Annotated in this window: 22 protein-coding genes and 1 pseudogene; 19 read left to right on the top strand and 4 right to left on the bottom strand. The window is 71.7% G+C overall.

Going from position 1 to position 24289, the window contains the following annotated elements; genetic code table 11:
• Positions 1–93: 93 nt before the first annotated feature.
• The 3 genes and pseudogenes from GD748_RS01320 to GD748_RS01310 all read left to right on the top strand — a co-directional run bounded on the left by GD748_RS01320 (position 94) and on the right by GD748_RS01310 (position 1416).
• On the top strand, positions 94–345 hold the full coding sequence (locus tag GD748_RS01320) for a hypothetical protein (protein ID WP_152193405.1): 252 nt from the start codon (positions 94–96) through the stop codon (positions 343–345).
• Positions 339–674, top strand: a pseudogene (locus GD748_RS01315) (type II toxin-antitoxin system PemK/MazF family toxin); the annotation flags it as partial. The gene GD748_RS01320 and the pseudogene GD748_RS01315, both read left to right, overlap by 7 nt.
• Positions 675–864: 190 nt before the next feature.
• The gene (locus tag GD748_RS01310; protein WP_152193403.1) at positions 865–1416 is read left to right on the top strand and encodes a gamma carbonic anhydrase family protein; all 552 of its coding nucleotides are present in this window, start codon (positions 865–867) and stop codon (positions 1414–1416) included.
• On the opposite strand, the gene GD748_RS01305 is transcribed toward GD748_RS01310, so the two are convergent.
• Both GD748_RS01305 and GD748_RS01300 read right to left on the bottom strand, forming a co-directional pair.
• Entirely contained in the window at positions 1371–2162 is a 792-nt protein-coding gene (locus tag GD748_RS01305) for an alpha/beta fold hydrolase (protein ID WP_193312760.1), read from the bottom strand. The genes GD748_RS01310 and GD748_RS01305 overlap by 46 nt on opposite strands.
• Positions 2159–2719, bottom strand: a complete 561-nt coding sequence (locus GD748_RS01300) for a PadR family transcriptional regulator (protein WP_152193401.1) — start codon at positions 2717–2719, stop codon at positions 2159–2161. Before GD748_RS01300 ends, GD748_RS01305 begins: the two co-directional genes overlap by 4 nt.
• A gap of 85 nt (positions 2720–2804) precedes the next feature.
• On the opposite strand from GD748_RS01300, the gene GD748_RS01295 reads away from it, so the two are divergent.
• The 14 genes from GD748_RS01295 to GD748_RS01230 all read left to right on the top strand — a co-directional run bounded on the left by GD748_RS01295 (position 2805) and on the right by GD748_RS01230 (position 19856).
• A complete protein-coding gene (locus GD748_RS01295) occupies positions 2805–5234 on the top strand; it encodes a xanthine dehydrogenase family protein molybdopterin-binding subunit (RefSeq protein WP_152193400.1) in 2430 nt (809 codons plus the stop codon).
• 18 nt (positions 5235–5252) lie between these two features.
• Entirely contained in the window at positions 5253–6032 is a 780-nt protein-coding gene (locus tag GD748_RS01290) for an enoyl-CoA hydratase/isomerase family protein (protein WP_152193399.1), read from the top strand.
• A 1-nt stretch (position 6033) separates the two neighbouring features.
• A complete protein-coding gene (locus GD748_RS01285; RefSeq protein WP_152193398.1) occupies positions 6034–6936 on the top strand; it encodes an FAD binding domain-containing protein in 903 nt (300 codons plus the stop codon).
• Positions 6933–8186, top strand: a complete 1254-nt coding sequence (locus GD748_RS01280) for a xanthine dehydrogenase family Fe-S subunit (RefSeq protein WP_152193397.1) — start codon at positions 6933–6935, stop codon at positions 8184–8186. The genes GD748_RS01285 and GD748_RS01280 overlap by 4 nt, the downstream gene beginning before the upstream one ends.
• Before the next feature lie 3 nt (positions 8187–8189).
• Entirely contained in the window at positions 8190–9800 is a 1611-nt protein-coding gene (locus GD748_RS01275; RefSeq protein WP_152193396.1) for a class I adenylate-forming enzyme family protein, read from the top strand.
• Positions 9801–9864: 64 nt separating this feature from the next.
• Positions 9865–11205: an MFS transporter gene (locus GD748_RS01270; RefSeq protein WP_152193395.1), complete on the top strand. Its 1341-nt coding sequence runs from the start codon at positions 9865–9867 to the stop codon at positions 11203–11205.
• Between the two features lie 41 nt (positions 11206–11246).
• Complete coding sequence (locus GD748_RS01265) at positions 11247–12020, top strand: SDR family NAD(P)-dependent oxidoreductase (protein ID WP_152193394.1); 774 nt, start codon at positions 11247–11249, stop codon at positions 12018–12020.
• Positions 12017–13387 (top strand): aldehyde dehydrogenase family protein, encoded by a 1371-nt coding sequence (locus tag GD748_RS01260; protein WP_152193393.1) that lies wholly within the window; start codon positions 12017–12019, stop codon positions 13385–13387. Before GD748_RS01265 ends, GD748_RS01260 begins: the two co-directional genes overlap by 4 nt.
• A gap of 190 nt (positions 13388–13577) precedes the next feature.
• Positions 13578–14990 (top strand): sodium:solute symporter family protein, encoded by a 1413-nt coding sequence (locus GD748_RS01255; protein WP_152193392.1) that lies wholly within the window; start codon positions 13578–13580, stop codon positions 14988–14990.
• The gene (locus GD748_RS01250; protein ID WP_152193391.1) at positions 14987–16432 is read left to right on the top strand and encodes a UbiD family decarboxylase; all 1446 of its coding nucleotides are present in this window, start codon (positions 14987–14989) and stop codon (positions 16430–16432) included. Before GD748_RS01255 ends, GD748_RS01250 begins: the two co-directional genes overlap by 4 nt.
• Before the next feature lie 14 nt (positions 16433–16446).
• A complete protein-coding gene (locus GD748_RS01245; RefSeq protein WP_152193390.1) occupies positions 16447–17391 on the top strand; it encodes a LysR family transcriptional regulator in 945 nt (314 codons plus the stop codon).
• A 1-nt stretch (position 17392) separates the two neighbouring features.
• Positions 17393–17983: a UbiX family flavin prenyltransferase gene (locus GD748_RS01240; RefSeq protein WP_226920624.1), complete on the top strand. Its 591-nt coding sequence runs from the start codon at positions 17393–17395 to the stop codon at positions 17981–17983.
• Between the two features lie 136 nt (positions 17984–18119).
• A complete protein-coding gene (locus GD748_RS01235; RefSeq protein WP_152193388.1) occupies positions 18120–19238 on the top strand; it encodes an XdhC family protein in 1119 nt (372 codons plus the stop codon).
• Positions 19239–19268: 30 nt separating this feature from the next.
• Positions 19269–19856, top strand: coding sequence for a nucleotidyltransferase family protein (locus GD748_RS01230; RefSeq protein ID WP_152193387.1), 588 nt, complete (start codon positions 19269–19271; stop codon positions 19854–19856).
• Positions 19857–19908: 52 nt separating this feature from the next.
• Here GD748_RS01230 and GD748_RS01225 read toward each other — a convergent pair whose 3' ends face one another.
• The gene (locus GD748_RS01225) at positions 19909–20925 is read right to left on the bottom strand and encodes a magnesium and cobalt transport protein CorA (protein WP_152193386.1); all 1017 of its coding nucleotides are present in this window, start codon (positions 20923–20925) and stop codon (positions 19909–19911) included.
• Positions 20926–20963: 38 nt separating this feature from the next.
• Complete coding sequence (locus GD748_RS01220) at positions 20964–21863, bottom strand: LysR family transcriptional regulator (RefSeq protein ID WP_152193385.1); 900 nt, start codon at positions 21861–21863, stop codon at positions 20964–20966.
• Positions 21864–22060: 197 nt separating this feature from the next.
• Between GD748_RS01220 and GD748_RS01215 the strand changes: the two genes are divergently transcribed.
• Together GD748_RS01215 and GD748_RS01210 are read left to right on the top strand one after the other, a co-directional pair.
• Entirely contained in the window at positions 22061–23185 is a 1125-nt protein-coding gene (locus tag GD748_RS01215) for a tartrate dehydrogenase (RefSeq protein ID WP_152193384.1), read from the top strand.
• 53 nt (positions 23186–23238) lie between these two features.
• Positions 23239–24228 (top strand): tripartite tricarboxylate transporter substrate binding protein, encoded by a 990-nt coding sequence (locus GD748_RS01210; RefSeq protein WP_152193383.1) that lies wholly within the window; start codon positions 23239–23241, stop codon positions 24226–24228.
• Positions 24229–24289: the final 61 nt, after the last annotated feature.

The following is a 24289-nucleotide window of genomic DNA, read 5'->3' as shown; positions in this document are numbered from 1 at the left end:
GCACGAGGAGCCGCGGCGCGGCTGAGCGGCAGCGCGATCATCAGCGCCATGGGGCTCGGGGACGTTGGGTATAACCAAGTTATACTCGCTGGCATGAAGACGGCCATCTCCCTGCCGGACGAGACTTTCGAGCGTGCCGAGCGTGCCGCGAAGCGGTTGGGGATCACGCGCTCGGAGCTGTACGCCCGTGCCGTGGATGCGTTCGTGGAGTCGCTCGACCGCACCTCCGTCACGAGCATGCTCGATGCGGCGATCGAACGCACCGGACACGACGACGAGTTGACCGAGCTTGTGGTGTCGCGGTCCCGCGCTGCGCTCGAGAGCGACGGCGAAGAAGACTGGTGATCACCCGCGGGGAGCTCTACTGGGCAGATCTCGGGCCGGTGCAGGGAAGTCGCCCGGCCAAGCGTAGGCCTGTGCTCGTGATCCAGTCCGACGACTATTCGCGGTCGCGCATCGGCACAGTCGTCGTTGCGGTGGTGACGTCCAACGTTGCACTGGCCGACTGGCCCGGCAATGTCTTCCTCCCATCCACGAGCTCGGGGCTGCCAAGAGACTCCGTCGTGAACGTCACGCAGATCGTCACCCTGGACAAAGCCGATCTGCTCGGCTTTGTCGCGGTTCTTCCGTTCGACCGCATGCGTCTTGTCGACGAGGGGCTGATGCGCGTGCTGTTGCCAGGTCCAGAGCCACGGCGCTCGGGCGGCCGGACAGCTGGTCGAACTAGAGGCGAGCGCCCCGGCCCACCAGCTGGCTGAGGTGTTTTCGCCCAGGCTGGAGCGGGCCGGTCCGCAGCGGGGGAGGGTGGACAGTCCGATTCGGATGGTTAGATGGGGCCCGCTGTCCGCTCACCGAGGAGGTCCTATGAACGTCTCGCCCGTCACCGGTCCCACGCTGCTCGCCCTGCCGGGTGGTCTCGAACCCCGGCTCCCGGCGGGTACTTTCGTGGCGCAGGGGGCGACCGTAGTGGGGAACGTGCACGCTGGGGAGCGCGTCAGCGTCTGGTACGGCGCCACCCTCCGGGCCGACTGCGGCGGCCACGAGATCGTCATCGGGGAGCGCAGCAACGTCCAGGACAACGCCAGCGTCCACGTCGGGCTGGAGCACCCGGTGCGCGTCGGCGCGGGAGTCTCGATCGGCCACAACGCGGTCCTGCACGGCTGCGAGATCGAAGACGACGTCCTCGTCGGCATGGGCGCCGTCGTGCTCAACGGTGCACGGATCGGCCGCGGCAGCCTGATCGCCGCGGGTGCCGTGGTGCTGGAGGGCACGGAGATTCCCGAGCGGTCGCTCGTGGCGGGTGTGCCGGGCAAGGTGCGCCGTCAGACCACCGACGACGAGGTGGCGGCGATCCGGCGCAACGCCGACGTCTACCTCGAGCTCTCCCGAGCCCACTCCGCCGCTCGTCCGGTCTGACCTGACCGGTCCTCGGCCCGCCGCCAGAACGCCTCCACCAGCTCGTTGAAGGGCGCCCCGACCTGCGGAACCATGTGCCGCTGACCCGGGACGACGGCGCGCTCGGCCTCGGCTCGGCGGGCGATCGTGTCGCACACCGTCTCGAACGCCGCCTTGTGGCCGCCCGAGACGACGAGCACGGGGAACGGTGCGGCGGCCAGTGCCTCGAGGTCGGGGCGGGCCTCCCACGGCACGTGCTCGCCCATCAGTGCGCGGACCCCGCGCTCCAGGCTCGCAGGCAGCGGCGGGCGCGGCCACGGCCGCTCGCCGATCGACCGGCTGAAGCGGTCGTAGAAGACGAACGGGTCGTCCAGCCCCTCGTCCCAGAGCTCCTGGAGCTCCGCACGCGTGGCCGCCACCTCGGGCGCGTCCGACAGTCCGAACGCGGGCGGCTCGACGACGGTGAGCGAGCGGATCAGCTGCGGGGCCGCCGTCGCGAGGAGCAGTGCGACCACGCCGCCGTAGGAGTGCCCGACCAGGTGCGCACCGTCCTCGAGCAGGGGCCGGTGGGCGGCCGGCTCGGTGTCGAAGTCGACGCGTGTCGCCGGGCTCGCACCGTAGCCGGGGCGATCGGGGGCGACGAGGGTCCAGCGCTCGGCGAGCTCGCGCTGCCGTCGCCACCCGGAGCGGGCGGTCGCGGCGTCGCAGTGCAGCAGCAGCACACGCGGGCCGGTGCCCTCGACGGAGACGTGCAGGTCCCCGGTCACGAGGCCTCTTCGGCCCGTTCGGAGTCGCCGAGCTCGTCGACGAGCTCGGTCCAGAAGTCCAGGGCGGCGTGCTCCAGCCGGAGCCCGAGCCGGAGCGGCACGAGCCGCGGGGCAAGCCTGTCGACCCCGGCGAACCGCTCGTCCATGTCCTCGTAGACCCGGATGCGCTCGGTGTGCTGGCGCACCTGCTCGCGAGCCAGCGTGAGCATGTCGTCGCCGGAGGCGAGCTCGCCGAAGAAGAGCTTCAGCTCGGCGATGTCACGCACCTGCATCGGCTCGGTCACCGGCTCGGCGAGCCACCGCCGCAGCGCCTGGCTGCCCCGCTCGGTCAGCGAGAAGGTCTGCCGGCGCCGTCCCTCGTCCTCGGTGGTGACGTCGAGCAGGCCCATGCCCGCGAGCCGGCGCGGCTCGGAGTAGAGCTGCGCGTGCGGGAAGGACCAGAAGAAGCCGACCGACCGTCCCACAGCGCGCTTGAGGTCGTAGGAGGTGGACGGTCCGCGCAGACCGATGAGTCCGAGGACGACGTAGGACGTCGTCGTCAGTCGTGCCGTTGACATGACCACGACGCTACCGTACGGTCACCATCCGTACCAGAACGTCTGATTCAGACGGTGCGTGTCGTACGTCAAGGGGGAGGGTCGCATGGACGCGAGCACGAACGAGAAGCGGTTCGTCGGGCAGTCGCTCGCACGGATCGAGGACGCCCCGCTGCTGACCGGTCGCGGCCGCTTCCTCGACGACCTCGACCCGCTGCCGGGCACCCTCGTCGCGGCCGTCGTCCGCAGCCCGCACCCGCACGCCCGGATCCGCGGCGTGGACCTCGAGCGGGCCCGTGCCCATCCCGGCGTCGCGGCCGTGATCGGGCCGGAGGAGGTCCTTGAGACCCTGAAGCCCTTCCCTCTCTCGCTGCGTGCGCCGATGCCCTACTACCCGACGGGCACCGACAAGGTGCGGTTCGTCGGCGAGCCGGTGGCCGTCGTCGTGGCCACCGACCGCTACACCGCGGAGGACGCGGCCGAGCTCGTCCAGGTGGACTACGAGCTGCTGCCCGCCGTCGTCGACACGAAGCTGGCCATGGAGCCCGACGCGCCGCGCCTGCACGACACCGCCGAGAGCAACATCGCCAGCGACCGGCTCTTCGACTTCGGCGAGGTCGACGCCGCGTTCGAGCAGGCCGCGCACGTCGTGACCGGCGAGTACAGCTTCCCGCGCTACTCCTCCACGCCGATGGAGTGCTTCTCCGTGGTCGCCGAGTGGCGCGACGAGGCCGACGGGCCGCACGTGACCGCGTACTCGAACTTCCACGGCCCGTTCTCGATGGTGCCGGTGCTCACCGGCGCGCTGGGGATCACCCCGGCACAGCTCCGGCTGATCGTGCCGCAGGACATCGGCGGCAGCTTCGGCATCAAGGCCGGGATCTACCCCTACATCGCCCTTCTCGCGCTCGCCTCCAAGCACGCCGGCCGTCCCGTGCGATGGACCGAGGACCGGATCGAGCACCTGCTCGCCAGCTCGGCCGGCTCGGACCGCATCATGCGCTTCACCGCCGCGGTGGACGGCGAGGGCATCGTGCAGGCGCTCGACGTCGACTTCATGGAGAACGTCGGCGCCTACCTGCGTCCGCCGGAGCCCGCGACCCTCTACCGCTGCTTCGGCAACATCACCGGCGCGTACCGGATCGACGCCGTGCGCCTGCGCTCGCGCGCCGTCGTCACGAACAAGGCACCCACGGGGCTCAACCGAGGCTTCGGCGGGCAGCAGCTCTACTTCGGCCTCGAACGCCTCATGGACAAGGTCGCCCGCACCGTCGACGTCGACCCCGTCGAGCTGCGCCGGCGCAACCTCGTCCCCTCGGGCTCCTTCCCCTACGCGACCCCCACCGGCGGGATCTACGACTCGGGCGACTACGAGAAGGCCGTCGCCATGCTCGTCGAGTCCAGCGGCTACCAGGCCCTTCGGGCGGAGCAGGCGGCCGCCCGGGCGCGCGGCGAGCTCGTCGGCTCCGGCATCGCCGTCATCGTCGAGCCGTCGGCCACGAACATCGGCTACGTCGGCCTCGCCACCCCCAAGGAGCAGCGCCCCCCGGGGCGGGACAAGTCCGGCTCGACCGAGCACGTGCGCGTCACCGTCGACCCGTACGGGATCGTCTCCGTCCTCCTCGGCACGGTGCCGCAGGGGCAGGGGCACGCGACGGTCGCCCGGCAGGTCGTCGCGGACCAGCTCGGGCTCCCGCTGGAGATGGTCTCGCCCAAGGTCGACATGGACACCTCCACCACCCCGTGGACCGTGACCTCCGGCAGCTACTCCTCCCGGTTCTCCCCGCTGCTCACCTCCGCCATCGTCGAGGCGACCGACCGCATCGCCCGGACCATCAAGATCGCCGCGGGCGTGCTGCTCTCCGCCGACCCGGCCGAGCTCGAGCTGGCCGACGGCACCGTCCGCGTGGCGGCCGAGCCGGAGCGGTCCGTGAAGTTCCGGCACGCCGCCGGTCTCGTGCACTGGGACCCGGGCTCGCTGCCCGACGGCGTCGACGCCGCCCTGTACGCCGAGGCCGCCTTCACCCCGCCCCAGGCGACCGCGCCCTCGCGGACCGACCAGGTCAACTCCTCCCTGTGCTACGGCTTCGTGGCCGAGCTCGTCCAGGTGCGGATCGACCCCGACACCTACGAGATCGCCATCGAGAAGGTCAACGCTGTCCACGACGCCGGCACCGTCCTCAACCCGCTGCTCATCGAGGGCCAGGTCCACGGCGCCATGGTGCACGGCCTCGGCGGTGCGCTCTACGAGGAGATGGCCTACACGGACGCCGGCCAGCCGACGTCGACGTTCATGGACTACCTCGTGCCGACGTCGGCCGAGTCCGACTTCCCCCTGGCCGGCGAGCGCCTGGTCACGCCGTCCCCGCTCACGCGGCTCGGCGCCAAGGGCTCGGGCGAGGGCAGCAGCATGAGCTTCCCCGTCGCCGTCGCCAACGCCGTCGCCGACGCCCTGTCCGCCCACGACGTCGAGATCACCTCCCTGCCGCTGCACGGCAACGTCATCCACGACCTGCTGTCGACCAGCAGCCGATAACGAGAGAAACGAGCAACCATGCCCCTGACCGGTGGAGACATCCGGCTCGAGCGCAGCCACGACGGTCGCGTCGCCAACCTGACCCTCGACCACGGCCGCTTCAACATCATCACGATGGAGACGCGCGCGCTCATGGCCGAGCGGTTCGCCGAGATCGACGCGGACAAGAAGGTCGCCGTCGTCGTCATCCGCGGCGAGGGCGAGCACTTCACCTCCGGCGGCGACATCGCCGGGTTCATGGAGGTCGAGCCCTACGACCTCACCGACCTCGGCCAGGACGTCACCGCCGCGGCGCGCTCGCCCAAGCCCGTCATCACCGCGGTCGACGGCTACTGCTTCGGCGTCGGCTTCGAGCTCGCCCTCGCCACCGACATCCGGCTGGCCACCGCCCGCTCGGAGTTCGCGCTGCCGGAGATGCGGCTCGGCATGATGCCCGGCAGCGGCGGCACCCAGCGTCTGGCCCGCCTCATCGGTCTCTCCCGCGCCAAGTACCACGTGCTGACCGCCGAGCGCATCAAGGCGCAGCAGGCGCTCGACTGGGGCCTGCTCGCCTCGGTGTCCGAGGACGGCGAGGGCCTCGAGCGCGAGGTCGAGCGCGTCGTGAGCGCCCTGCTCGGCTACTCGCCCGTCGCGCTGCGCACCGCCAAGGAGGTGCTCGACCGCGGCGTCGACGCCCCGCTCGCCTCCGGCGTCGAGCTCGAGCGCAAGTCCTACGCCATGCTCCGGGCCACCCACGACTTCGCCGAGGGCGTCGCCGCGTTCGGCGAGAAGCGCGCCCCGAAGTTCACGGGACGCTGACATGAAGGCCGCTCCCTTCTCGTACGTCCGCCCGACGAGGCTCGGGGACGTCGTCGCCGAGCTCGTCCGCGCGGACGAGGACGGCGGCGGCAAGGTCATCGCCGGCGGGCAGTCGCTGGTGCCCGTCCTCGCCATGCGGCTCGGGCGTCCCGCCACCCTGGTGGACATCACGCAGGTGGACGAGCTCAAGCAGGTCGGCGTCGTCGACGGCCACCTGCGGGTCGGCGCCGCCGTGCGCCAGCGCCGCGTCGAGCGCGACCACCGCGGGGCCGTCCCGCTGCTCAGCCAGGCGCTGCCGTGGATCGGGCACCGCGAGATCCGCAGCCGCGGCACCGTGTGCGGCTCCCTCGCCCACGCCGACCCCTCCGCCGAGCTGCCCGCCGTCGCCCGCTGCCTCGGCGCGACGCTCGACGTCGCCGGGCCGCAGGGACGCCGCCAGATCAGCGCCGAGGAGTTCTTCTCCGGCGCCATGACGACCACCCTCGGGCCTACCGAGGTCGTCACCTCCGTGCGCATGCCGCTGCCCCGGGAGGGGGAGGGGTTCGGCTTCGCCGAGATCGCCCGGCGGCACGGCGACTTCGCCCTCGCCGGCGTCGCGGTGCGGGTCCGCTCGCGCGGCGGGGCCGTCGAGGAGGCCGCCGTCGCGACGTTCGGCGTCTCCGACCGGCCACGGCGCCGGGACCTGCGCGAGGAGCTGCAGGGCGCGGTCGACCGCGCCGGGCACGACCCCGACGCGCTGGCCCGCGAGCTCGGCGACGCCGTCGCCGCGATGGCCGAGGACGTCGTCACCACCGGCGGCGACAGCCACGCCTCACCCGCCTACCGCCGTCGCCTCGTCCGGGCCCTCGGCACCCGCGAGCTGGCCCGCGCCTACCGATCGAGCCTGGGGAGAACCGCACGATGACCGCACTGCGCACCCTGACCACCGGCCTCGGGCGCCTGACCGGGCGCGACGCCGCCCCGGCCGAGGACACCACCGTCCGCGTCGGCGCCGAGGAGACCGTCACGGTCTCGTTCACCGTCAACGGACGCCCCGCCAGCGTGGACGTCGCCCCCCGCGTCACCCTCTCCGACGCGCTGCGCGACCACCTGGGCCTCACCGGCACCCACATCGGGTGCGAGCACGGCGTGTGCGGCATGTGCACCGTGATGGTCGACGGCGACGCCGCCCGGGCCTGCCTCCTGCTCGCGTGCCAGCTCGAGGGATCCGAGATCATGACGGTCGAGGGCCTCGGCAAGGCCGACGACCTGCACCCGCTGCAGGAGTCGTTCGGCCGCCACCACGCCCTCCAGTGCGGCTTCTGCACCCCGGGCATGCTCATGAGCGCCTACGACCTGCTCGACCACGAGCCCGGGGTGGCCGCCGAGGAGCTCCCCGAGAAGATGTCGGGCGTCCTGTGCCGGTGCACCGGGTACCGCAACATCATGGACGCCGTCGCCGAGGTCGCCGAGGCCAACCCGGACGGCGTCCCGCCACCGCGCAACTGCGCCAGCGCGGCACTGCTCCCGCGCGCGAGCGTCGGGGGCCGGGCCAGCGCCGGCGGCGAGACGGTCGCGGACGCGGAGCAGGGGGTCGCCGAGATCCGGATGCCGCAGACCGAGCCGACCGTCGCCATCGAGGTCGACGACGACGTGGCCGCCGGTGCCGACGCCGTCTGGGACGTCATGGACGACACGGAGCGTCTCGCCCGGTGCCTGCCCGGCGCGGAGCTCATGGCGGACTTCGGCGACGACCGGTACAAGGGCCGGATCAGGGTCGCCCTCGGTCCGGTCAAGCTCGCCTTCGTCGGCGACATCCACGTGGTCGAGCGCGACCCGGCCACGCGCACCATCCGTGCGCTGGCGCAGGCCCAGGACGCCGGTGGCGGCAGCGTGCAGGCCGACGTGCTCCTGAGCGTCGAGCCGCAGGGGTCCGGCAGCGTCATCCACGCGCAGGCCGGCCTGCACATGACCGGCCGCATCGCCCAGTTCGGGCGGTCGCTCGCCGGTGACGTCAGCCGGGACATGTTCAAGCAGTTCACGACGGCGCTCGACGCCACCGCCCGCGGCGAGGAGCCCACCTCGGTCGCGCCACCGAGCGCCATCGCCATGGCGACCCAGCTCGCCGCCTCCCGCGCCCGCGCCACCCTGCAACGCCTCACGAGGAGGAACTGATCGATGGAGATCGGACGCACGCTCGCCTGGACGGCCGAGCGGTTCCCGGAGCGGCCCGCGTTCGCGGGCTCACGCCGGATGACGTACGCGCAGTGGGACGAGCGCACCAACCGCATCGCCAACGCGATGCTGGCGCTGGGCGTGCGCCCCGGCGACCGGGTGGCGACGTTCCTGTCCAACTCCGAGGTGATGGCCTCGACGCACCTGGCCCTGCAGAAGCTCGGGGTCATGTCGACCCCGCTGAACATCCGCCTGTCGGGGCCGGAGCTCGCCTACTGCCTCGACAACGCCGAGCCGACAGTGGTCGTCAGCGACGACCTGGCGCGGGGCGTGGCCCAGGAGGCGCTCATGATGGCGCCGGTGCGGCCGACCCTGCTGCACGCCGGCAGCCGGCCTCTCGACGGGGCGCAGGACTTCGAGACCGTGGTGGCCGCGGCCGACCCCACGGCGCCCGGCGTCGAGGTGGCCGAGTCCGACCCGAGCGTCATGCTCTACACCTCCGGCACGACGGCGAAGCCCAAGGGGGTGCCGCGCAGCCAGCGCAACGAGTTCGCGGCGTCGGCCGCGCACGTGATGCAGTGCCAGTACGGCTACGGCGAGGCGACCCTCGGCGCCATGCCGATGTATCACACCATGGGCCTGCGCTCGCTGCTGTCGATGGTCATCGTCGGCGGCAAGTTCGTCGAGATGCCCGTGTACAACGCCGAGCAGGCCGTCGAGCTGATCGAGTCCGAGGGCGTCACCGCCCTCTATCTCGTCCCGACGGCGTTCTGGGCGCTGGCGGCGACCGGGCAGCTCGACCGCGTGGGCCCCACGGTCCGCAAGCTCGCCTTCGCCGGGGCGGCGATGACGTCCACGCTGTGCGAGCAGCTCGAGCAGGAGATCCGTCCCGACGTCTTCGTCAACCACTACGGCTCGAGCGAGGTCTACACCTTCGCCATCGAGGAACGTGCGTCCCGCAAGCCGGGCAGCGCCGGCCGGCCGGGCCTCTACTCGCGGCTGCGGGTCGTCAGTCCGGACCCCGACGCCGCGCACGACCCCCTGCCCCGCGGGGTCGTGGGGGAGATCGTCGCCTCCCTCGACTCCGACGAGGCGTTCCAGGGCTACTGGAACCGGCCCGACGCCGACGCCAAGGCCATCCGGGGCCGCTGGTACCACACCGGGGACCTCGGACACCTCGACGAGGACGGCGACCTGTGGGTCGACGGTCGCGTCGACGACATGATCATCACCGGCGGCGAGAACGTCCACCCCATCGAGGTCGAGGACGTGCTCTCGCGCCACCCCGACGTCGCCGAGGTGGCGGTCGTGGGGCTCAAGGACGAGAAGTGGGGCCAGGCCGTCACCGCCTTCGTCGTGCCGGCCCGCGACGACGAGGACCCCACCGAGCTCGCCCGGCGACTGCAGGAGTGGACCCGCAACGAGGCACCGCTCTCGCAGTACAAGCGCCCGAAGAAGGTGCTCGTCATCTCCGCGATCCCGAAGAGCCCGGTGGGGAAGATCCTGCGCCGCAAGCTCATCGCCGGCGACTACACGCTGCGCGCGACCAAGGACGACGCGGGCGCCCCGGGCCGGCCGGCCGCCCCGACCGGGGAGTCCGTCGCCCGCCCCTGACGCGTCCGGCGGAGGACGCAACCCACGACGGCACTCGTACCGATTGAAACCAAAGGTGGATTCAATGAACAACAAGACAGCCGGGTCGACGCAGAGCACCACCGGAACCGGGCGGAGTCCGCTCGCCGCGGCGTTCGCGTCGGTCATGGGGTGGGCGTTCGACCTGTTCGACCTCTTCATCCTGCTGTACGTGGCCGGCCCGGTCGGCCACCAGATCTTCCCCGTGGAGAGCGAGACCCTCAGCCTCGCGCTGGTCTTCGTCTCGTTCGCCGTCAGCATCGTCATGCGGCCCGGCGGGGCGGCCATCTTCGGCGGGTTCGCCGACAAGGTCGGCCGCAAGCGGATCATGGTCGTGGTGCTGGCGGGCGTCGGTCTGTCCACGGCAGCGATGGGCCTCGTCCCCTCGTACGCGGCAGCCGGCATGCTCGCGCCGATCCTGTTCCTCGCGCTGCGCGTGGTCCAGGGCATCTTCGTCGGCGGGGTCACCGCCGTCACCCACACCCTCGGCACCGAGAGCGTCCCGCCCCGCTACCGCGGCATGATGTCCGGTCTCATCGGCGGCGGCGGCGCCGGGCTCGGCGCGGCCATGGCGAGCGTCGCGTTCATCATCATCAGCGCGATCTTCCCCGGCGACGCCTTCACCGAGACCGGTTGGCGCTACATGTTCTTCACGGGCCTGCTCGGTGCCGTGCTGAGCCTCTTCGTCCTCCGCAAGGTGGAGGAGTCGCCGGTCTGGCTCGCGGCGAAGGCGGAGAAGGCCTCCGGCAGGCAGACCACGAAGCCGCTGAGCTTCAAGGACCTCGTCACCGGCCGGTACGGCCGGATCACGATCCTCAACATCGCCGTCGCGGCAGGCGCCGGTGCGCAGTACTACCTCACCTCCGGGTTCCTGCCGACCTACCTCGACGTCGTCACCCCCGTCGACGAGGACGTGCGCGGATGGGTGCTGCTCGTGGCCAGCCTCATCGTGGTCGTCGCGGCCACGGGGGCCGGTCACCTGAGCGAGCGGCTGGGGCGGCGCCGGACGATGCTGGTGATCGGTGCCGTGAACCTGGTGGCCCTGCCGGTCATCCTTCTGGTCATCGCCCGGACGGACCCCGGCGCCACGGTGACCATCGTGCTCCTGTGCTGCCTGCTCGCGACCCTCGCCAACGCGGCCTACGCGCCGGTGATGATCTTCCTCAACGAGCGGTACCCGACCGAGATCCGCTCGCGCGGCACCGCGGTGTCGTGGAACACCGGCTTCATGCTCGGTGGTCTGCTGCCGACCTTCGTCACGCTGCTGAGCCCGACGACGGAGGACATCCCGAGCCGGCTCATGATCTTCGTCGCCGGCGCCGTCCTCGTCTTCATCATCGCGGTGGTACGGAGCCCGGAGACCCGCGGAGCCATCGAGCGGGGCTGACCCGCTCTCCCCTTTCAGCCGACCAGCAAGGAGACAACGCCATGCGCAACACCTACGAGGGCCGTTCGGTCCTGCTCACCGGGGTCGCCGGAGACATCGGCCGTACCTACCTCCACCAGTTCGTCAAGGCCGGTGCGCAGGTCGTGGCCACCGACCTCGAGAACACGACCGACACGGCGGAGTCCGCCGTCGCCGAGGCCAACACGCTCGGCGCCGGCCGGGCGGTGTTCGTGCCCGCCGACATCACGGCCGCCGGCGACATGGCCAAGGCCGTGCGCACGGCGACGGACACGTTCGGCCGCCTGGACGCGCTGGTGAACAACGCCGCGATCTACCACGGCCTCGGGCCGAAGCGCCCGCTCACGGAGCTCACCGAGCAGGACTGGGAGCGGGTGCTGCGCGTGAACGTCGTCGGCACCTGGCAGGCGATCCGCGCCGCCGCCCCGGCGCTCGCCGACGGCGGCGGAGGACGCATCGTCAACGTCGCCTCGGTCGTGACCCGGAACGGTGCGGCCGGCTTCGCCCACTACGTCGCCTCCAAGGCCGCCGTCGAGGGGCTGACCAGGTCCGCGGCACGCGAGCTCGGCGCCGCCGGCACCACGGTCAACGCCGTCTCGCCCGGCCTCGTCGACGACACCGGCTCGCGCGCCGTCAACACCGACGAGTACATGGAGCGCGTCGCCGCCACCAGGTCGATCCAGCGCGCCATGCTGCCCGACGACCTCGTCAGCGCCGTCATGTGGCTCGCGGGCCCCGACTCCGGGTTCGTCTCCGGCCAGACGGTGATCGTCGACGGCGGTGGGGTCTTCGCATGAGCACCCTGCTGCTCCCGCTCAGCCAGACCGAGGTGGAGATCCCGGCCGACGCGACCGCGGCCGAGATCGAGGCCGCCGTCACCGCCTCGGTCGGGGCCGCCGGCGGCCCGTGGCCGCGGGACCACAAGCGCCGCGCGGCGGTGATGCTCGCCTGGGCCGACCGCATCGAGGCGGAGCAGGACGACCTGGTCGAGCAGCTGGTCCGCGAGACCGGGAAGATCGTCGGCGAGGCCAGGGCCGAGATCGCCGGGAGCATCGACGCGCTGCGGTTCAACGCCGGCCTGTGCCGGCTGCCGCTGGGGCGCGCCGGGACCTTGTGGGACGGCAGCGAGTCGCACCTCGTGCGCGAGCCGGTCGGCCCCACGGTGTTTATCACGCCGTGGAACTGGCCCGTGCTCCTGCTGCTGCGCGACCTCGCCCCGGCGTTCGCCGCCGGTGTCACCGCCTTGGTGAAGCCCAGCCCGCAGACTCATCGCGTGACCGAGCGGGTGATCCGCCTCGGGCACGAGTCCGGCGTGGGCGAGGACGTCCTGCAGTGCCTGGCCGGCGGGGCCGAGGTCGGTTCCGCGCTCGTGCGTCACCCCGGGACCGCGGCGGTCGCCATCACCGGGTCGACGGCCGCGGGCCAGGCCGTGATGCGCGACGCCGCCGAGACCATGACCCGGCCGCTGCTCGAGCTCGGCGGCAAGGCCTCGATGCTCGTCCTGCCCGACGGTGACCTGGACCAGGCCCTCGGCCTCGCGGCACGCGCCTCGGTCACGACCGCCGGACAGATGTGCATGGCGTGCACACGCGTCCTCGTGCACCAGGACCAGCTGGCCGAGGCGCGCTCGCGGCTGTCCGCGCTCGTCGGTGGCCTGCGCGCCGGCGACCCGCACGACCCCGGGTCGGACCTCGGGCCCCTGATATCGGCCGACGCGTTCGACAAGGTCACCTCGTACGTCGACCTCGCGCGGCGCGACGCCACGGTCGTCGTCGGCGGCGAGCGTCTGCGGCCCGAGGGCACGGAGGGGTACTTCCTCTCGCCCGCCCTCGTGACGGACGTCGACCCGACCTCGGCGATCGTCCAGGACGACATCTTCGGCCCCGTGCTGACGGTCGAGTCCTACCGCGACGAGCCGGCCGCGCTCGACCTGGTCAACGCCACCCCGTTCGGCCTCGCGTCCTCGGTGTGGAGCCGGGACCTCGGCCGTGCCCTCGCGGTGGCCCGCGGCGTCAAGGCCGGCACGGTCTGGGTCAACGGGTACAACCGCTCCTACGCGGAGGCGCCGTCGGGCGGGTTCCGGATGTCCGGGCTCGGTCGCACGCGCGGCTTCGAGGGGGTCGAGCAGTTCACCGAGGTCAAGCACGTGCACTTCTCGCTGTAGGCGCACGAAAGAATTCCCTGGCCTCCCGGAAAAATCGTCCACGGCGGTCCATCACGAATTCTGATAACGCGTATCAGAAATCCGTGTTGGACCGCCACGACTCCTGGTTCGTAGGCTCGTGGAGCCCCTTCCGAGGGGGAGCCGCAGGGCCAACGAGGGATTCCTGCCGGTCGATCGAGGGAGAAGAGACATGAGTTTCCCCGCAATTGTTCTCGGCGTCACCGGAATCTACATCGCCGCCACAATTGTCATCAGCCTCGCCGTGCGGAGGCACTCGCAGGACGCCGAGAGCTTCACCACCGGCGGTCGTGCGTTCCCCGCGGTCCTCATCGGCATCCTGATGGCGTCGGAGTTCATCGGGACGAGCGCGAGCCTGGGGACGGCCCAGGGGGCGTACGAGTACGGCATCTCCGCCGCCTGGAACCTCGTCGCGCTCGGCGTCGGCTTCGTGCTGTTCTCGTTCTTCCTGGCGAACCGGTACAAGAAGCTCGGCCACAACACCATCTCCGCCGTCCTCAAGCACGGGTACGGCGAGCGGGTCCGCCTCGCGACGTCGGTGATCATGATCGCCGCGCTCGCCACCGTCGCCGTCGCGGTCTTCGCCGGCGGCAGCGCGGTGTTCACCAGCCTGCTCGGGATCGACAAGACCACGGCGACCGTGGTCACCGGGCTGCTGGCACTGGTGTACGTGGCCGTCGGCGGGATGCGCTCCGTCGTCTACACGAACTTCCTCCACGCCGCGATCATGCTGGTCGGGATCGCGCTCGCCGCCCTGCTGCCGATGCAGCGGATCGGCGGGTTCTCGGCGCTCCAGGACGCACTGCCCGCCACGTTCTTCGACCCGGTCGGGGTCGGTCTCGGCCAGATCGGCGCGTGGCTCGTCGCCGGTGCCGGCGCGACCTTCGCGACGCAGTACATCGTGCAGGCGATCACCTCGGTCTCGGACGAGCGCCGGGCACGCCGCTCGAGCGTCTACTCGGCGCTCCTGCTCGTCCCGTACGGCATCTTCGCCGCGATCGCCGGCATGTGCGCGCGGGTGCTCTTCCCCGAGATCGACTCCCTCCAGGCGCTGCCCGAGCTCGTCGTCAACATGAACGCCGTCACCGCCGGGATCGTCATCTCCGGGCTCGCCGCCGCGCTCTTCGGGACGATCAGCGCCATCACCCTGGCGATCTCGACCCTGCTCCTCAAGGACTTCTACCGGCCCTACTTCAACAAGGACGAGAACCCGCGCAAGGACGTGCGGTTCATCCGGCTCGCCACCGTCGTCGTCGGCATCCTGCCGATGTTCCTGGCGCTGTACGCCAGCGACGTCCTGGCCGTGACGTTCCTCGGCAAGGCGCTGCGGTCCACCCTGGCGGTGCTGGTGCTCCTCATGTTCTACGCCCCCCGCTTCGGCACCCGGTCCGGCGCCCTGGTGAGCATCATCGGCTCGCTCGTCGCCACGGTGGGATGGTTCCTCGCGGGCGACCCGCTCGGGATCGACAACGCGTACATCGCCATCATGGTGCCGATCGTGGTCATGACCGTCAGCAACCTCACGCGCCGTGCAGGCGCCCACCGGGACGACGTCCCCGACCTGGAGAAGGCAGGTGTCCGATGAGTGCACAGACCGACAGCTCACCGATCACGTCCTCGACGACGGTGCGAGAGGCGTCAGACCTGCCGCCGGGCAGCAGCCTCCGGGGCTGGCTCGACCACCTCCAGGCACGGCAGCGCCTCTCCGTCGCGCGACCCGACGTCGACCTGCGGTTCGGCGTGGCGGGGGTGGCCAACCGGCTGGACGGCACGAGCGCGTCGCTCTTCCCCCGCCCGGGCGGCCACGACGTGCCGGTGGTGTCCGGCCTGCTCTCGCAACGGGCGTGGATGGCCGAGGCGGTCGGGGTCAGCGAGAACCAGCTGATCTCCACCTTCGAGACCGCCTGCCAGGAACCCGTGCCGTGGCAGGAGACGACCACCGCAGCCTGCCAGGAGGTCGTGCACACCGACGTCGACCTCGAACGCATCCTCCCGATCCCGACGCACAACGAGCACGACTCGGGCAGCTACATCACCGCCGGCCTGCTCATCGCCAGGCAGCGCAGCACCGGCGCCCAGAACGTCTCGATCCACCGGCTCCAGGTGAGCGGGCCCGACCGGCTCGGCGCCCTGCTCCTGCCGCGGCACACGCTCGAGTTCTTCAACGAGCGCGAGGTGGCGGGGGAGGACCTGGAGATCGCCGTCGTGATCGGCGTCGACCCGCTCACCCTGATGGCGTCCCAGGCGATCGTGCCGATCGGGCAGGACGAGCTGGAGATCTCCGGCGCGCTGCGCGGGGCTCCGCTGCCGGTCGTCAAGTGCCAGACCAACGACGTCCGCGTGCCCGCCGACGCCGAGATCGTGATCGAGGGCAGGCTGCTGGCCGACCGGCGTGAGCCGGAAGGCCCGTTCGGCGAGTTCCCGCAGTACTACGGCGAGCGGGCCGAGCGCCACGTCATCGAGGTGGACCGGGTCACGCACCGCTCCGACCCGATCTACCACACCATCGTCGGCGGCGGGCTCGAGCACCTGCTGCTCGGCGGCATACCCCGCGAGGCGTCGTTCCTGTCGCACCTGCGCCGCAGCTTTCCGTGCGTCCGGGACGTCCACCTCTCGCAGGGAGGCGTGTGCCGCTACCACCTGTACGTCCAGGTCGACTCACCCCGGCCGGGGGAGGCGAAGAACGTCATCCTCGGCGCGCTCGCCACCCACTACGACATCAAGCACGTCACGGTCGTCGACACCGACGTGGACGTCCACGACCCGCGGGAGGTCGAGTGGGCCGTCGCCACCCGGTTCCAGGCGGACCGGGACCTCGTGCTGGTCGGCGCAACCCAGGGCTCCAAGCTGGACCCGTCGACGGCGGACGGGGTGGGCGCGAAGCTCGGCCTCGACGCCACCGTGCCGGTCGGGGCGCCGCCCATGAAGTTCCTCCGGATCCGGGTCCCCGGCGAGGACGAGATCGACCTCGGCAGCGTCGTCGACGAGACGGTGGACGACTGGCGCGCTGCCGTCGTCGACGTCTGAGCCACGGCCGGACCATGGAGCTCCGTCAGCTCAGCTACTTCGTGTGCCTCTACCGCGAGGGCACCGTCACCCGAGCGGCGCAGCGCCTGAACATCGTCCAGCCGGCGCTGTCGGCCCAGATCGCCAAGCTCGAGAGCGAGCTGGGCCACGAGCTCTTCGAGCGGACCGCCCGGGGGATGGTCCCGACCCGCGCCGGCGAGCGTGCCTACGCGGCGTTCGCGCCGCTGCTGGAGCAGTTCCTCCGGGCTCGCAGCGCCGTGCGGGAGAACGTGGAGGAGAACGTCGACCTGCGTGTCGGCGTCATCGCCTCCGCGACCGACTCGGCGCTGATCGACACGGTCACGCGGATGGTCGACACCCACCCCGGCATGCGGCTGAAGATCATCCCCGGCTTCAGCGCCGATCTCGTCGCGCGCCTGCGGGCCGGCGAGTTCGACACCGTGGTCATCAACCAGACGTTCCGGCACGACGGGCTGGTCGCGCGGGACCTCGTCGACGAAGAGCTCGTGCTTGCGGCCTCCCCGGTGGCGCCGGCTCCCGAGGTCGTGCCCGTCCCGCTCCACCGGCTCGCGACCACCGACCTCGTCGTCCCGTCGCAGGCGCACGGGCTGCGACGGGTCGTGGACCACGTGCTGCAGGCGCACGGCCTGGCCGTCCGCCCGCTGATCGAGATAGACGACGCGAGCATCATCGTCGACCTGCTGCGTCGACGTCCGTGGTTCTCGGTGCTGCCGGTCAGCCAGGTCAGCCGGGAGGTGGGCGGCGGGGACCTCGTCGCGTACCCCCTCGCGGCGCCGGGGATCTCGCGGCGCATCGTCAGCGTCCGTGACCCGTCGCGGCCGCCGACGCGCACGGAGACCGCCTTCGTCGACATGCTGGAGACCAGACTCAAGACGCTCGGCACCGTAGGAGCCGGGTCCGCACAGACCGACCCCGGGAGGGAACATGAAACTGCCTGACATGACGCCGAGGCTGATCGTCGGCATCTCGGGAGCCTCCGGCGCCGCGTACGGCGTGCGGATCCTCGAGGTGCTGCAGGACACGCCCGTCGAGACGCACCTGGTCATCAGCAAGGCGGGTCGACTGACCCTCGCGCAGGAGACCGGGCTGCAGCTCGGCGACCTGGAACGGATGGCGGACGTCGTCCACCCCAACCACGACATCGGGGCGACGATCTCGAGCGGGTCGTTCCGCACGATGGGCATGGTCGTCGCACCCTGCTCGGTCAAGACGATGTCGGAGATCGCCTCGGGGATGACAGCCTCGCTGATGTCGCGGGCGGCGGACGTCGTGCTCAAGGAGCGCCGGCGCCTCGTCCTCATGGTGCGTGAGACGCCCCTGCACCGGAACCACCTGCGCACGATGGGCGAGCTGAGCGAGCTCGGTGCCGTCATCGCACCCCCGGTGCCCGCCCTGTACACGCACCCCGAGTCTGTGCAGGACGTCGTCGACCACACGGTCGGGCGCGTGCTGGACCTCTTCGACATCGAGGTGGGTCTGGCGGAGCGGTGGCCGGGGATCGCGGCGGACGTCAGCGCGCGGCACCGCTGAGCTCATTGACACCCTGCTTGCCGCCCCGTAGGTTCATAGTCCAGATCAGACGATCCATGACAGATCGTTGCACCGCAGCTGGCGATCGGCCCGGACCCGAGGCGGCCGAGGCCACAGCAGGACACGGAGGGCGATCGTGCAGGACATCCTCGAGCAGGTCCGGGACTGGGCCGAGCCGTACGCGGTGGCCACCGTCGTGCGCACCTGGCGGTCCTCGCCACGCCAGCCGGGGGCCGCGATGGCCGTGGACGTGGCGGGCAAGGTGGTCGGCAGCGTCTCGGGCGGCTGCGTCGAGGGGGACCTGTACCTGCGGTGCCAGGACGTCCTCGCCACCGGCGAGGCTCAGCTGGCGCACTACGGCGTGAGCGACGACGACGCGTTCGCCGTCGGTCTCACCTGCGGGGGAGAGCTCGAGGTGCTGGTCCACCGGGTCGACCCCACCGGGCCGGTCAAGCACCTGGCGGACGCCGTCGCGCACCGGGAACCGGCGGCTCTGGCGACTGTGGTGCGCGGACCGCAGCCGGGAGCCCAGCTGCTCGTTGTCGACGGCGAGCGACGCGGCACGACCGGGAACCCGCAGCTGGACCGCGCCGTCGTCACCGACGCGCTCGGCCTCCTCGAGCACGGCAGCAACCGGATGATCCACCTCGGTCTGGACGGCGAGGGTCGCAAGGAAGAGGTGGCCGTGTTCGTGGAGTCCTACGCGCCGCCGCCGCGGATGCTGATCTTCGGGGCGATCGACTTCGCCGCCGCGCTGGCGCGGCTCGGCACCTTCCTCGGCTACCACGTCACCGTGTGCGACGCCCGGTCCGTCTTCGCGACCGCCGCGCGGTTCCCGGAGGCCGACGAGGTCGTCGTCGCCTGGCCGCACGACTACCTGGCGGCGACGGACGTCGACGCGCGGACCGTGATCTGCGTCCTCACCCACGACCCGAAGTTCGACGTCCCGGTCCTCGAGGAGGCCCTCCGCACGGACGCCGCCTACATCGGGGTGATGGGGAGCCGGCGCACCCACGACGACCGCAACGCGCGGCTGCGGGAGCGTGGCCTGGACGAGGAGCAGCTGGCGCGCCTGCGCTCGCCCATCGGGCTGGACCTCGGCGGGCGGACCCCGGAGGAGACCGCCGTCTCCATCGGCGCCGAGATCATCGCCTCGCGCTGGGGCGGCAGCGGGCTGCCGCTGTCGCAGATCGCCACCCCGATCCACGGCGACCACGTGAGGTCCCGGCGCCGGCCCATGCCGGCCGGGGCCTGAGGGCCGCGCGAGCGAGCCGTGACTGGCGCCATGTCCTCGGACCCCGAGGAAGGGCCACGGGCCTCCGAGCCGGAGGAAGCGTCTCGTGCCCACGCGGCGACCGGGCTGCTGCTGGCCGCCGGCGCCGGACGCCGGTACGGCACGCCCAAGATCCTCGTCCCCGGCTGGCTGGAGCACGGGGTGGGCGCACTGCGTGCGGGTGGTTGCGACGTCGTCCACGTCGTCACGGGAGCCGCCCGGCCACCGCTGCCGGACGACGTCAGCGAGATCCACTGCCCCGAGTGGGAGCGCGGGATCGGTGCCTCGCTGCGTCACGGGCTCGAGGTGCTGGGCACGGAGCACGCGCGGGTGGTCATCCACCTCGTCGACTATCCCGACATCGGCCCCGACGTGGTCGTGCGCGTGCTCGACCGCGCGGGCGACGCCCTGGCGCGCGCCGTGTTCGACGGTCGGCCGGGACACCCCGTCGTCGTGCCGAAGAGCCACCTGGAGCCGCTCGTCGCCTCTCTCCACGACGACGACGGCGCCGGCCCCTACCTGCGCCGGCACGGCGCGCTGCGCATCGAGTGCGGCGACCTCGCCACCGGGCTCGACATGGACGTCCCGGCTCCGGCGTAGGCCGCCTACGTCGCCGTCGGCACCAGTGCCGTGCGCGGCGTGGCCATCCGGGTCAGAGCCAGTCCTTGCGCCGGAAGATCGTGTACAGGCCCAGGCACACGCCGAGCATCAGGATGACGGCCAACGGGTAGCCCAGCGCCCAGTGGAGCTCGGGCATGACGTCGAAGTTCATCCCGTACACCGAGCTGACGACGGTCGGCGCGAACAGGATCGCCGCCCACGCAGAGATGCGCTTCATCTGCTCGCCCTGGGCCACCGAGGCCTGGGTGAGACGCTGCGTCTCCTCGTTCTGGCGCTGGGCGACCAGCGTGGCGTTGACCGTGAGGATGTTCTGCAGCAGTGCGCGCAGGGCGGTGACCCGGCCGACGACACGGGTGACGTGGTCGGCGACGTCCCGCAGCCGCCGCTGCAGCTCGGTCGGCACCTCGTGCGCCTCGAACCCCGCCCGCAGCTGCTCGAGGATGCCGATGAGCGGTTCGGTGGCCCGCTCGAACTCGATGACCTCCCGGCTGAGCGAGTAGATGCGACGCGAGACCGCCGGGTCGCCGCCGAAGACCTCGTCCTCGATCTCGTCGATGTCGTTCTGCAGACCGGCGACGACGGGCGCGTACTCGTCGACCACCTCGTCGAGGATCGCGTAGAGCACCGCCTCCGGTCCCAGCGCGAGCAGCTCGGGCTGGGCCTCGGTGCGCCGTCGGACCCGTGCCAGGTCCGGCGACTCGGCGTGCCGGACGGTGACCACGAAGTTCCTCCCGGTGAGGACGTGCAGCTCGCCGAACTCGACCCGCTCCTCGTCCTCGAGGTACCGGGCCGGCCTGAGCACGGTGAACAGGACGTCGCCGTAGCGCTCGAACTTGGGCCGCTGGTGAGCCGAGACCGTGTCCTCCACGGCGAGGTGGTGGACGTCGAACTCGTCGGCGATCGCGTCCACCTCCGCCCGGCTCGGGCGGTACAGGCCGATCCACGCCATCCCGTGGACCTCGTCCATGAGGTCGAACGTGCGGTCCAGGGACTCCGGCTCGGCGTGCCTGCGGCCGTCCACGTACACGGCGTTGTCGACGACGGTCATCCGTACCTCCCTGAGCCGATCCGAAGTGTAGGTCGCGATCAGGCCGTGGGCTGGCGCGTCGCGGCGGCCGGCGCGGCCAGCAGGAGGAACGCCCGGGCCGCGGGGGAGAGGTCGACGTGGCGGTGCACGATCAGGATCTCGAGGTGCTCGTCGGTCGTGAGGTCGTGGACCACGAGCCCGGCCTCCCGGGCGAGGCTGCGCCACGGCGCGGCCATGATGGCGACGCCGGTCCCGGCGAGGACCATCGGCAGGATCGCCTCGCGGTGCTCGGTCTCGACGACGGCGACCGTCGACCGGTTCGCGGCGATCACCTGCTCCGCGACGCGGCGCATCCCGGTGCCCGGCTGACCGATGATGAGCCGCTGCCCCTCGAGCTGGTCGTACGTCAGCGGCCCCCGCGTCGGCAGGTTCGCGTCGCGTGAGGAGACGACGACGAACCCCTGCCGCACCACGGGATGGACGACCACGTCGGACGTGTCCGGCATGGCCGTGACCGCCATGACGCCGAGCTCGACGCCGCCGGTGCGGACCAGGGCCAGCACGTCCTGCGGGGTGCCGGCCGCCCGGATCGAGATCTGCACCATCGGGTACTTCCCGACGAACGTGTCGATGACAGCAGGTATCGGGTCCACCGCCTGCGACGGCATGGTGGCGATGACCAGCCGGCCGGTCCGCAGGCCGGTGACCGCCTCGACGTGCGCGCGGGAGAGGTCCATCCAGTGCAGCACCTGACGGGCGGGCGCGATCAGCGCCTCGCCGGCCGCCGTCAGCTGCAGCCGCCTCCCGGTGCGGGTGAACAGCTCCGCGCCGAGGTCGCGCTGGAGCGCCCTCAGCGACTGCGACACCGAGGGCTGGGCGACGAACAGCTTCTCGGCAGCGGCATGCACCCCGCCCTCGTCGACGACGGCGAGGAAGTACTGCAGGTGCCGCACGTCCATGCCGGCCAGGGTAACGGGAGATAGGCCGGACCCTGCCGATCCAGCGTCCGTCCGGGGCTTACGCGCAGGTGGGGACGATGCGGCCACCTCAACACATAGGCGCCGCCTATCCGTCTCATCAGGGGTTGGTCTTAGACACCCGCCCCGCATCACCGGTTCACTCGGCTAGGCCGACAGCCCACGAACCGGAGACACACATGAGCGACCGAGTCCCCACCTTCCGCATCGCGACCATCCCCGGCGACGGCGTCGGCCGCGAGGTCGTCGACGCGGGCCGGGCCGTCCTGGACGAGGCAGCCCGCCTGACCGGTGGCGCCTTCGCCCTCGACTGGCAGGAGCTGCCCTGGGGCTCGGCGTACTACGGCGAGACGGGCCGGATGATGCCCGAGGACGGCCTGGAGGTCCTCAAGGGCTTCGACGCCGTCTACTTCGGTGCCGTCGGCTGGCCCGGCGTGCCCGACCACGTCAGCCTGTGGGGCCTGCGCCTGGCCATCTGCCAGGGGTTCGACCAGTGGGCCAACGTCCGGCCGGTGCGGTTCCACCCCGGGGTGACGAGCCCGCTGCGCAAGGCCGACGACACCGAGCTCGACTGGGTCGTGGTCCGCGAGAACAGCGAGGGCGAGTACGCCGGCCTCGGCGGGCGCAACCTCTCGGCACGCACCGGCGGTGAGGTGGCGGTCCAGTCCTCCCTGTTCACCGAGGTCGGCTGCGAGCGCATCATGCGCTTCGCCTTCGACCTGGCGCGCACCCGCACCACCAAGAAGGTCACGTCCGTGACCAAGTCCAACGCCCAGCAGTACGGCATGGTGCTGTGGGACGACGTCTTCCGCCGCGTCGCCGGCGACTACCCCGACGTCGAGACCGAGTCCGTCCTCGTCGACGCCATGGCCGCCCGGTTCGTCCTCAGCCCCGAGAACCTCTCGGTCGTCGTCGCCTCGAACCTCAACGCCGACATCCTCTCCGACCTCGGCAGCGCGCTCGCCGGCAGCCTCGGCCTCGCGGCGAGCGCCAACCTCAACCCGGAGCGGCGCTACCCGTCGATGTTCGAGCCCGTGCACGGGTCCGCTCCCGACATCGCGGGCACCGGCGTCGCCAACCCGATCGGCGCGATCCTCAGCGGCGCCCTGATGCTCGACCACCTCGGGCAGCCCGCCGCCGCCGAGGCGGTGCGCACGGCCGTCGACGCCGTCACCGCGTCCGGCACCCTGCCCAGGGACCTCGGCGGCACCGCCACGACGGCGGACGTCACCGCCGCGACCGTCGCCGCCCTGGGCGAGACCCTCAGCTCCTCGCGCCCCGAGGAGGTCCACGCCGCCCGATAGGCACGCCCCTGAAGAACCCCGGCACGAAGGACCGATCCAATGGAGGATCACCGATGAAGCGTTTCAAGACCGCACTGCCCCTCCTCGCCGCCGGCGCGATGCTCGCCGCCTGCAGCGGAGCCGGCGGGGGAGGTGGCGGCGCCACCGAGGACGCGGCCGCGAGCTACCCCGAACGACCCATCGACTACGTCGTCGCGTTCGACGCCGGTGGCGAGTCCGACATCACCGCCCGCCTGCAGCAGCAGCCCCTCCAGGAGGCGCTGGGCACGGAGGTCTCGATCTCCTACCAGCCCGGCGGCGGCGGCGCGCTCGCCTGGTCCGAGCTGACCCGCACCGAGGGCGACGGCTACACGATCATGGGGCACAACCTGCCCCACATCATCCTCCAGCCGATGATGCGCGAGGACGCCGGGTACGAGACCGAGGACCTCAAGCAGGTCTACATCTTCCAGTCCACGCCGAACATCCTCGCCGTCCGCGCCGACAGCGAGTACGAGACCCTCGACGACTTCATCGCCGCGGCGAAGGAGAACCCCGGGGCGATCTCCGTCGGCGGCAGCGGCGACTTCAGCGCCAACCACGTCGGCACGCTCCTGCTCAACGACGAGGCGGGCATCGAGACGACGTACACCCCCTTCTCCGGGACGGGTGCCGCCGTGCCGGCGCTGCTCGGCGGGCACGTCGACGCGCTGATGACCTACACCCCGATGATCGGCCAGCTCGGCGACCAGATCCGTGTCCTCGGCATCGCGACCGAGGAGCCGATGGAGGGCCTGGAGGACCACCCGACCTTCGTCGACCAGGGCATCGAGCTCGTCGACGGCGCCTACCGGGGCGTGGCCGTCCCGCCCGAGACCCCGGACGCGATCGTCGACAAGCTGGCCGAGACGATCGCCGGGATCAACGAGGACCCCGAGTTCGTCGAGCAGTTCAAGGAGCAGGCGTTCGTCGTGGAGAACATGGGCCCGGAGGAGGCGACCGAGTTCACGGCCGAGCGCAAGGAGGTCTACCAGGACCTCTTCGAGCGTCTCGGCCTGCTCTGACCGCCTCCCTCGTCTGACGACGGTGCCCCGCCCCCGCATGGGCGGGGCACCGCGGAAGGGA

The organism is Georgenia subflava, assembly GCF_009193155.1.
Lineage (GTDB): Bacteria > Actinomycetota > Actinomycetes > Actinomycetales > Actinomycetaceae > Georgenia > Georgenia subflava.
This window is presented reverse-complemented; position numbering and strand designations above follow the sequence as displayed.